At 62.7% G+C, this 9,566-nt stretch carries 10 protein-coding genes; 5 read left to right on the top strand and 5 right to left on the bottom strand.

The window, feature by feature from the left end; genetic code table 11:
• Positions 1–325 precede the first annotated feature (325 nt).
• Both VN856_RS12830 and VN856_RS12825 read right to left on the bottom strand, forming a co-directional pair.
• On the bottom strand, positions 326–1,720 hold the full coding sequence (locus VN856_RS12830; protein WP_325689546.1) for a cytochrome P450: 1,395 nt from the start codon (positions 1,718–1,720) through the stop codon (positions 326–328).
• 138 nt (positions 1,721–1,858) lie between these two features.
• Positions 1,859–2,803: an alpha/beta hydrolase family esterase gene (locus VN856_RS12825; RefSeq protein ID WP_325689544.1), complete on the bottom strand. Its 945-nt coding sequence runs from the start codon at positions 2,801–2,803 to the stop codon at positions 1,859–1,861.
• A gap of 76 nt (positions 2,804–2,879) precedes the next feature.
• Here VN856_RS12825 and VN856_RS12820 point away from each other — a divergent pair, with 76 nt between their 5' ends.
• Positions 2,880–3,335: a MarR family winged helix-turn-helix transcriptional regulator gene (locus tag VN856_RS12820; RefSeq protein ID WP_325689542.1), complete on the top strand. Its 456-nt coding sequence runs from the start codon at positions 2,880–2,882 to the stop codon at positions 3,333–3,335.
• Between the two features lie 31 nt (positions 3,336–3,366).
• On the opposite strand, the gene VN856_RS12815 is transcribed toward VN856_RS12820, so the two are convergent.
• The 3 genes from VN856_RS12815 to VN856_RS12805 form a co-directional block, all read right to left on the bottom strand.
• Positions 3,367–3,816, bottom strand: a complete 450-nt coding sequence (locus tag VN856_RS12815; RefSeq protein ID WP_414686942.1) for a DUF6319 family protein — start codon at positions 3,814–3,816, stop codon at positions 3,367–3,369.
• Positions 3,817–4,214: 398 nt separating this feature from the next.
• Positions 4,215–4,460 (bottom strand): hypothetical protein, encoded by a 246-nt coding sequence (locus tag VN856_RS12810; protein ID WP_325689538.1) that lies wholly within the window; start codon positions 4,458–4,460, stop codon positions 4,215–4,217.
• A gap of 97 nt (positions 4,461–4,557) precedes the next feature.
• Entirely contained in the window at positions 4,558–5,022 is a 465-nt protein-coding gene (locus VN856_RS12805) for a hypothetical protein (RefSeq protein WP_325689536.1), read from the bottom strand.
• Positions 5,023–5,733: 711 nt separating this feature from the next.
• Between VN856_RS12805 and VN856_RS12800 the strand changes: the two genes are divergently transcribed.
• The 4 genes from VN856_RS12800 to VN856_RS12785 form a co-directional block, all read left to right on the top strand.
• Entirely contained in the window at positions 5,734–5,934 is a 201-nt protein-coding gene (locus VN856_RS12800) for a cold-shock protein (RefSeq protein ID WP_325689534.1), read from the top strand.
• 286 nt (positions 5,935–6,220) lie between these two features.
• Positions 6,221–7,672 (top strand): catalase, encoded by a 1,452-nt coding sequence (locus VN856_RS12795; protein WP_325689532.1) that lies wholly within the window; start codon positions 6,221–6,223, stop codon positions 7,670–7,672.
• A 397-nt stretch (positions 7,673–8,069) separates the two neighbouring features.
• A complete protein-coding gene (locus tag VN856_RS12790; RefSeq protein ID WP_325689530.1) occupies positions 8,070–8,912 on the top strand; it encodes a PE-PPE domain-containing protein in 843 nt (280 codons plus the stop codon).
• Between the two features lie 83 nt (positions 8,913–8,995).
• Positions 8,996–9,566 (top strand): SDR family NAD(P)-dependent oxidoreductase (locus VN856_RS12785; RefSeq protein WP_325689528.1); only part of this gene is annotated, 571 nt, incomplete at its 3' end.

Below are 9,566 nucleotides of genomic sequence, written 5' to 3'. Positions count from 1 at the left end.
TTTTCGAGCGCGATGCTGTCGGGGACAACGAATCTCGCGTGATCGAATGTCAGTCGCTTGCGGGAGGGCACCCTGAAGTTGCGTCGTCGCAGCGCGCCGTCCTATCCGTCCGCGCCTACGGCGCCGAAGAAGGCATGCGGTGCCCATGGCAGTTTACTGTCAGGTAAAGAGTGTCTTGGTCAACGTCCAGCCAGACTTTTCAGCGAGGCCGCGAATCCGGGCGATATGGTTCCGGGCATCCGCACGAACGGTGTGACGTACGAAAACGTTCATGATCCGCGGGCCACGTCACTGCGCGTTGCCGGTGTTTGATCGGCAAGCCCAATCAGGTCGCGGCCGTAGTGGCCGGAATGTCGGGGGAGCAGCCGGTCTTCGTCGATCCCGTTGAGCGCTGATCGTTGACGGGCGGTCGGCGGTATACGACGGCGCGGCCACCCCGCCTGGGCGCAATGGCCACGCCCCGCGAGTGATACCGCTCGCCCGGAGCGCAAGTGGTGCCGAATTCGAATTCACGCAACAGGGTGCGCAGCGTCACATTCATCTCCATATTGGCGAACGCGGCGCCGATGCAGCGGTGAATCCCGCCGCCAAACGCAATCCACGTGTAGTTGTTCGGCGCGCCGCCGAGAAACCGGTCCGGGTTGAAGGAGTCCGCATCGGGAAAGTTCTGCTCTGATGCGTGGGCCGCCGCGATGCTGACGACGACTGCACCGCGTTCAGGGATCACCCACTTTCCCAGACGAATCCGCTTTTTCGTCATCCGAGCAGTAAACCGAATAACCGGCCGGGTCCGCTGCACTTCCTGGATCGTTGCCTGCCGCAACTCGAACCCTCCGGCATCGACTTCTTCGGTCAACCGCGTCAGCAGCCGGGGATGGCGCCGCAGCCGCTCGACGCTCCATGCCAGCGTTGTTGCAGTGGTCTCGTGGCCGGCGAGCAACAGCGTCAGCAGCTCATCGGCGATGTGCTCATTGGAGATCCGAGAGCCATCGTGATAGCGCGCCCGCAGCATCAGTGAAAGCACGTCGCCGCGCTGCTCGAATGTCGGGTCGGCCAGCGCGTCGGAGATCAGGCCGTCGATCAAGACGTCATAACGCCTGCGGTAGAGCTGGAATCGCGCTGACTGGTCCCGTGCGCCGAGAGCACGCCGCACTACCGAAGACAGAATCGCGAACCGCGAACCCAACAGCACCATAGCGGGAAGCAACTCACGCAGCTCTTCGAACGCGGCACCCTCAGCGCCGAATACCGCGCGCAGGATCGCGTTGAGCGTGATGCGCATCATCGAGGGCAGAGTCTCGAACTCGCGGCCCTCGGGCCAGTCTGCGGTCTCGCGCATCACCTCTTCGTCAATGATGTGTTCGTAGCCGTGCATCCGCTTGCCGTGAAATGGCGGGACCAGCAACTTCCGCCTCTCACGGTGCTCATCGCCGTCGAGACTGAAAGTCGATCCGGGGCCAAACACCCTGCCCAGGCCGTTCGACGGCCTCCTGCCCACTAGGTCGCCGCTGGTCGTGAACAGGTCTTTGATCAGGGCCGGGTCGCTGATCACCACGGCCTCGCCGACGATCGGCAAGTTCAGCGTGAAGGCCGTGCCGTACCGCCGGGCCAGTGCCCCGACCGCCCTGTCGCGGCCGGCCACGAACGCAAGGGCCTGAACGATTTTCGGCATCCGCAGTCTGGGCGGCAGCTTCACCAGATCGGTCGTCGCCTCACCCATCTCGTCGCCCTCTCGAAGCCGGTACTCCAACGTATCTGTCGACAGCTGCCGCCGCTACGGACACCATCAATGGCCTCCAGCCGGTCGAACGTGGGTACCGCCCGTTTGCATTCAGGCCCAGAGGTGACGGCGGCCTCGCTACCGACGATTCGTGGCGAAGAACTGCCAGATGGTGTCGGTGGCGTTGAGTGCCGTCGACGGTACCGGCATGTTGCCGATCCGCTGCGCGAGCGGGCTCGGCTCGCCACCGGGCCACTGGTGGCCTGCACCTGTCACCGAGATCAATTCAACGGTGCGCCCGTCGGCGCACCCGGCCGTCTGGGTCGTCACGCTCCCGGCCGTAGTCGAATTGGGTTGTCCGCAGCCATCAATCCCACGCCACGTCGCGTTGACGGCCTCCACCGAAGGGCCGTCGACACGAGCCGTCCCATCTGCCGAGAACGCCTTACCCGGCCCGCCGTTGTAGGGAACTCTGTCGTCGGCGGTGCCATGTATCTGCAGCACCGATGTCGGTCGTGCTCCCGAGCAATCGGTCAGCAGCGTGCCCGCCACTGGGGCGATCGCCGCGAAAGTATCGGTCTGACAACCTAAGCGAAGCGCCATCATGGCACCGTTCGACATGCCCGTTGCATAGACACGCGCCCGATCGATCGGGATCTGTTGCCCGATGACGCCGACCATGGCGGTGATGAACCCGACGTCGTCGGCGTTGGTGCGCTGCGGCTCACCGCAACAGCTCCCGGCGTTCCAAGCACGCATGACGCCGTCAGGGTAGGCGACCAGGAAATGGCCGGCGTCGGCTTCGCTGTCCCAATGGTAGGAATGTTCGGCCTGCGCCCCGGTTCCGAAGCCGCCGTGCAGCATCACCACCAGCGGGGCGCCGTCGCTCAGCCCCTGCGGGCGGTACACATGGAAGGTTCGGCTGACCCCGCCGACGTCGATCGTCTGGGTTGACTGCCCTACTGGGATCGACCCCGCACCCGGTGTTCCGAGCGCGTGACCTCCACCGAGGCACCCTCCGAGTAGCACGACCGAGGCTCCGAGGAGACATGCGACAAGTGCTCGAACGGATCGAAATTGCATGTCCTCATCGTGGCAGTTTGATCGATATTTGACAAGTAACTTGTCAATTGCGATGTAGGTGGCACACTGATGGGCCATGCGAGCTGTGCGAGACGCCAAGTGGGAGCCCTCGGTGCCGGCACTGGTGAATCTGGTGGCCGCGTCCGGAGCGCCTCGGTTGAGGGCGGCGTTCGCGGCGGCCGGTCTCGACGGGATCCGGCCCGGGCAAGCGGTTGCCTTGGTACCGCTGGCGGCCGGCGGTTTGCACGCATCGGATTTGGCTGACCGGCTCAGAGTCAGCCGGCAGGCGGTGGCTCAGGCGGTGGCCGCACTGGAAAGGAACGACTATGTCGTTCGAGGGCCGCATCCTTCCGACGCGCGGGCGCGGATCATCGAGCTCACGCCCCGCGGCCGCCACGCATTGCGCGTGATGCGTTCCAACGCCCTCGAAGTCGAGAAGCGTTGGCGCAATGTGTTGGGAGAACGCCGATTCGGAGAGTTGCGCGAGACGTTGTCGGCGTTGCTGTCGGCTGAGACCGGCGAGTCCCCTTAAAGCACGTATGAGCTCGTAGATCGCAAGGTGGTCAGGGAGCTGAGTCCAAGTCTGCGAGGGCCTTTCGGGCGGCGTCTAGTTCGGCTTCGAGGGCGGCGACCCTGGCGGCCTGCTGGGAGCGCGCCTCTTCGATGACTTCGTCGATCGGGTTGGAGAGGTCCTCATGCAATTCCTTTGCTGCCCGGGAGACCGCGGCGGCCGCGACAGCGAGATTGCGGGCCAGATAACTGGTGCCCTGCTTGAGCTCCGCGCGCCACTCGCCGTCGGCGGTGCCGGTAACTGTGAGAGTCAGCTCGAGAGTCTTGGTCTTCTTGCCGGCCGTCTTCTTGGCCGGGGCTTTCGTCGGCTTCTTCTCGGCAGACGCTTCAGGGTCCAGCACCGGCCTACTGTCAGGCGAGGGGCTCTCGACGGCTGGAACCCTCGCGTCGCGAATGTCGGAGTGGGCGTGTGGCGCTTCTGCTGTCAAAGTGTTTACGGTCATCGCTGTGGCGTTCTCCTCCTGAATATCGCCCGCGGTGGTCGGGCTGGCTGCGAGACTGATTAGAACATACGTTCGATGTACTGGACAAGCGCTCCGAGTTCCGACTCGAACCGTCTGCGACGCAGTGAGTATCCCGACACGAAGTAGCTTGTGCCGCAGATCATCTCATAGATAACAGCTCGTTTCACCTTCACGAGATTAAGTGCATCGGTACCTAAACACGTTACTGCCCAAGCCGTCAAGGTGTGAAGTCGACGTGACTCGAGCTCGCTCGCGGTCCTGTACCCGATTGCAAAGTCGACTTGAAAAACTAAAGGGGACAACTGCTTTGATGCGCACGTGATGTTCTAAACAGCCCAAAAGTTCTGGCTGGGGCCCTGCACGTAGGGGTTTCGGCGTTATCGTGCTGCGCGGTTGCTGATGTCACTGGCTACTGCTTTTTGCCAACCGGACGCGATGTCCCAAACATCTTTGACGCGCGCGACCGCTGCGGCTTCGCAGTGTCCGCAGCCGCATTCTGTCGGATGCGTGAGCAGGTCATCGACCACCCGCCTGACTAGCGTCATGCTGACCGGCTCACCGGCGACCTGGGCGGCGTTGAACACGTCAACGGCAACCAGGTCGTCGGCATCGGCCATGCGCATAGCCGTCAGTGTGCCACCGCGATCGCGGCGGGCGGCGCTGCCGCACCTGCCAACACGCTGGCAGTTTGATGTATTGGTGTGGTCCACAAAGCGTCGTCTACTGGCTTTCGCAGTGGCCGGCGGCCTGATCGACCGCGATGAGGTCGTTGCCATTCTTGCCGAAATTGGCCTGCAGAAATTCGTCGGGCTCTTTGTACCAGCCACCGTATTCGTAGATCATCGTGACGGCGTGGGTGACGCCCATGGTCTCAAAGTGAATCACCGCGCGCTCGGGGCTGTCCATCCGGCCACCGGACGATTTCATCACTAATCCGGTGGGAGAACACTTTTGAGAGAACTCGACGAACGCTTGCTGGGTGATGTTGTCGCGCAGATCCTTTGTGAACAAGAGCCACTCGCCGGCGAAGTCACCAGATGCATGTCGATCCGCCTTTTGTTGAGCCGCAGCGGTGGCGGCCGCAAGATCCTTCGGTGCTCCCGCGGGCGTGGTAGTCGCCGGCGGTGCGCCCGGCGGGTTTGTTTGCACTGGCCCCGGGGTCGCGTGGCAGGCGCCGATGATCAAGACTGCGCACGCGCCGATCGCGAGGCGGCGCCGCTGCCAATTTCCCATGAAGTCGCACGCTACTCGCGTTCGCGGGCAAGCGCGCGCCGTCCCCGGAAGCGTCAAACCAACCGGCCCGCAGTTCCGTTGGCCGCAGGGGTCGTCCGACCACTGCCGTCCCGTCTCGCATAACCGAGACCACATCGACTGATCCATCGGCGACCGACGCTAGCGCGCATGGGCCAGAACCGTTGTTGTGCAAGACCATACTGATCTGCGGCGGCGTTCCGGCAGGATAGGTTGACTGCGCGACTTTCAGTTCGACGCTGACCGGAGACCCACTGGGCGATCGCGACGAGCTCACCGTGCCATGGCAGCATCCCGCCACGATGACGCGGCGGTGAGCGGCACCGCGAGCGTCGCATAACCCGACCGCGATCCGGCCACGGGAACCTCCTCTAGCGCACAGACAAGCGGGTGCTGTGGGCGCAGGGGCCGTTGTTCCGCGGACGAGTGCCCCGGCCACGTACCCGAGGCCGGTAAAACTCCATCAGCTGATCGCGTAGTATGTAGGGAGTCGAAATTCTAAGTGTTCGTGTTCTACACACGCTCGCGCAGAAACTTGGTGCGGGCGTCTCTTTCTCCTTGCAGGGCAAGCCAGAAGTAGCCGCCGGATCATTCGGCTGCCGATCTGCATGGCGCGGATCGGAATCCTGACAAAGAAGATACAAAATGACACAGGGAACTGTGAAGTGGTTCAACGCTGAAAAAGGCTTCGGCTTCATCGCGCAAACGGAGGGTCCGGACGTGTTCGTGCACTACTCCGAGATCGACGGTGGAGGCTTCCGCAGCCTCGAAGAGAACCAGCAGGTGGAATTCGAGGTCACGCAGGGCGCCAAGGGTCCGCAGGCCAGTAAGGTTCGGGCTATCTAACCCACCTCGCGCGACAAAGGAGCCGTATCCGCTTTGTATTTGAGCGGGTACGGCTCTAATCATTTGGGCTTCAATGCCCCAAAGTGTCCGGGCAGAGCTCGTGCTGTGCACCGATCATCGGAGGACGTTCATCTCCCGACCGGCAATCGGCCCGCGCACGTCGGGACAAAGATCGAGCGAACCGACTTCCGTGAGTTGAAGGCCGATATTTCGTGCTCGTTGCGGGTACCACTAAAAGACGGTGGCCCTGTAGCCCCCGGGTCGCTGCACGACGAGGAGGTACTTCATGACTGAGCGTTACACCACCACCGATGGCGGCGCACCCGCGCCCAGCGACGAGCGATCGCTGACGGTCGGGCCGGACGGTCCAATCCTGCTACAGGACCACTACTTGATCGAGCAGATGGCCCAGTTCAACCGGGAGCGCATCCCGGAGCGCCAACCCCACGCCAAGGGTGGCGGCGCCTTTGGGCACTTCGAGGTGACCAACGACGTCAGCAAGTTCACCAGGGCCGCGGTCTTCCAGCCGGGCACCAAGACCGACACACTGATCCGCTTCTCGACCGTCGCCGGTGAGCGTGGCAGCCCAGACACCTGGCGCGACCCGCGCGGGTTCTCGCTGAAGTTCTACACGTCGGAGGGCAACTTCGACATGGTCGGCAACAACACTCCGGTCTTCTTCATCCGGGACCCGATGAAGTTCCAGCACTTCATCCGCTCCCAGAAGCGCATGCAGGCAACGAACTTGCGGGACAACAACATGCAATGGGACTTCTGGAGCCTGTCGCCGGAGTCCGCACACCAGGTGACCTGGCTGATGGGCGACCGCGGCATCCCCAAAAACTGGCGGCACATGAACGGCTACAGCAGCCACACCTACAGCTGGATCAACGCCGCCGACGAGATCTTCTGGGTGAAGTACCACTTCATCACCGATCAAGGCATCGACTTCTTGACCCAAGAGGAGGGCGATCAACTGGCCGGCGAGGATGGCGACTACCACCAACGCGACCTCTATAACGCGATCGAGGGTGGTGACTTCCCGAGTTGGACACTCAAGATGCAGATCATGCCGTTCGAGGAGGCCAAGACCTACCGGTTCAACCCGTTCGATCTGACCAAGGTGTGGCCGCACAGCGACTATCCGCTGATTGACGTCGGCAAGCTGACGCTCGACCGCAACGTCACCGACTACCACACCGAGATCGAGCAGGCCGCGTTCGAGCCGAACAACATCGTGCCCGGCACCGGGCTGAGCCCGGACAAGATGCTGCTGGCCCGCGGCTTCTCGTACGCCGACGCACACCGCGCCCGGCTGGGGACCAACTACAAGCAGATCCCGGTCAACACGCCGCACGTGGAGGTCAACAGCTACTCGAAAGACGGCGCGATGCGGATCAAAAACGTCACGGACCCGGTGTACGCACCAAACTCCTATGGTGGCCCGCACGCCGACCCAGCACGCGTCGCCGAGGTGCGCTGGCAGGCCGACGGCGAGATGATCCGTGCCGCCTACACACTGCGCGAAGAAGACGACGACTGGGGGCAGGCCGGAACCCTGGTGCGGGAGGTACTCGACGACGATGCGCGGGATCGGTTGGTGCACAACATCGTTGGGCATATTTCCAAGGGTGTGAAGGAACCAGTCCTGTCGCGGGTGTTTGAGTACTGGAGAAACGTGGACGCCGATCTCGGCAAGAAGGTTGAGGAGGAATTTCGAGCCGGCTCAACTAGTTAAGGGCGTTAGGTCGCGACGGCGTCGCACGGCCGCTTGGCGTTAGCTGTGAATTTCTCAGACCGCCGACCAACTGGACAAGAACGGACTAGCGTATGGTCCGTCGTCTTCCGCGACTGACTTCGACGCCCAGGGTCAGGGGAGAGTATCACCCCTATTTCCGCACGACGTGTCGGTTCGCGCAGGTGCGCGTCCAGTGGCTGCACCCGGCCACATCGCGTTGTCGCGAGCACGCGGGCAGGCCAGGTCGACGACAACGGAGTCCAGCTGGAATTCGGCCCCAAGGCTGGCTCGTGCATCGAGCAATATCCGCCCGCCAGAAAGAGCTTGCAGCTCGAGATCGGAAGCACCGAATGGATTTGTGTTCCGCGATGACCTGTCACGGTGTCGGAGTCTAAGAATGAAGAATGCGGTCGTTACAACTCTTCTTGCCGCACCAACACTCCTGGCCGGAGCGGCCTATCTCACCCCGACACAGAATGTCCAACACCTCGACTACAAATTGGTCGACGAAGCACTGGTCATCATCCCGGTCGACAACCAAGAGTTCGCGGATGCCGCCGCGAATCTGTACCTCCAACACTCGGGCTTCGACCTGCTCCCCGACTACAGCAACGTCAACACGCTCGATATGCCGGAGGTCGTACAAGGCGGCACACTAAACGATGCGGTCAGCCAGGGCGAGGCCCAGTTGGTGCAAGCGATCGAGGCGGAATGGGACGGCGGTAACGGCGACATCAGCGCCGATAGTCCGCTGTACGTGTTCGGCTACTCCCAAAGCGACGTCGTCATGGGCATGGCCGAACAGCAGCTTCACGCCGACGGCATTCCTCCGGGTGCCCTGGACTTCGTCATGGTGGGTGACAGTGCCTCTGCCGAGGGCGGGTTTCTGAATACGTACATCGACTCGCTGCCAACGTGGTTGCAGCCGTGGGTCACCGAAGCTTTCAACGACTTCGGGGCCGGTGACGTGCTGGGCGCAACTACGCCCGACAATTTCTTCCCCACGCAGGTCTATTCGCTGTCCGGAGACGGCTGGGCGAATTACGACGGTGGCGTCAACGACCTTGGTATGTACTCCGACCACCTCGAGTACCTCGGCTTGACGTCGCAAGAAATCGCGTCTGCGGGTGCGCCGATAACAGACGGAATGACCGAATACTTCACTATCCAAGATTCGATGGTCAACAGCCTGGAAGCGTTGTGGACACAGCTGCAAATTGCGGACAGCGTGCTTTTCTGATTACCGGCAAGACAATCCGGCCCGGCCGCTAGGCTGCCTCGCTGGGCGACACTCTCGTCGCCTCGTTTCAGCAGGAGGAATCGATGGCAGGTCGGTTGGCGGGCAAGGTCGCCGTCGTCAGTGGCGGCGCGCGCGGAATGGGCGCGTCGCACGTTCGGGCACTCGTCGACGAGGGCGCCCAGGTGGTCTTCGGCGACATACTGGACGCCGAAGGTGAAGCGGTCGCCAAAGACGTTGGCAGCGCGACCCGTTACGTACACCTCGACGTCACCCAACCCGACGATTGGCAGCGCGTCGTCGCCACTGCGGTCGAAACGTTCGGCGGCGTCGACATCTTGGTCAACAACGCCGGCATCATCAACGTCGGCCTGATCGAGGAGTACGAACTCTCGGAGTGGCACCGCATTCTCGACATCAACCTGACCGGCGTCTTCCTCGGTATCCGGGCGGTCGTGGCACCGATGAAGGCGGCCGGGCGCGGATCGGTCATCAACATCTCGTCGATCGAGGGGATGGCCGGCACCATCGCCTGCCACGGCTACACGGCCACCAAGTTCGCTGTGCGCGGTCTGACGAAATCCACTGCTCTGGAGTTGGGGCCCAGCGGAATTCGGGTCAACTCAATCCACCCGGGATTGATCAAGACACCGATGA

Origin of the sequence: Mycobacterium sp. (assembly GCF_035603715.1) — a bacterium.
Classification (GTDB): domain Bacteria; phylum Actinomycetota; class Actinomycetes; order Mycobacteriales; family Mycobacteriaceae; genus Mycobacterium.
The sequence above is the reverse complement of the archived record's forward strand: the minus strand, read 5'-3'. Positions and strand labels throughout refer to the sequence as shown.

What these genes read in the sequence shown, in the direction of transcription:
- VN856_RS12790 (WP_325689530.1), top strand. Translation starts at nt 8,070, where the DNA reads ATGAAGAATGCGGTCGTTACAACTCTTCTTGCCGCACCAACACTCCTG.
- VN856_RS12795 (WP_325689532.1), top strand. Translation starts at nt 6,221, where the DNA reads ATGACTGAGCGTTACACCACCACCGATGGCGGCGCACCCGCGCCCAGC.
- VN856_RS12810 (WP_325689538.1), bottom strand. Translation starts at nt 4,460, where the DNA reads ATGCGCATGGCCGATGCCGACGACCTGGTTGCCGTTGACGTGTTCAAC.
- VN856_RS12820 (WP_325689542.1), top strand. Translation starts at nt 2,880, where the DNA reads ATGCGAGCTGTGCGAGACGCCAAGTGGGAGCCCTCGGTGCCGGCACTG.
- VN856_RS12825 (WP_325689544.1), bottom strand. Translation starts at nt 2,803, where the DNA reads ATGCAATTTCGATCCGTTCGAGCACTTGTCGCATGTCTCCTCGGAGCC.
- VN856_RS12815 (WP_414686942.1), bottom strand. Translation starts at nt 3,816, where the DNA reads ATGACCGTAAACACTTTGACAGCAGAAGCGCCACACGCCCACTCCGAC.
- VN856_RS12800 (WP_325689534.1), top strand. Translation starts at nt 5,734, where the DNA reads ATGACACAGGGAACTGTGAAGTGGTTCAACGCTGAAAAAGGCTTCGGC.
- VN856_RS12830 (WP_325689546.1), bottom strand. Translation starts at nt 1,720, where the DNA reads ATGGGTGAGGCGACGACCGATCTGGTGAAGCTGCCGCCCAGACTGCGG.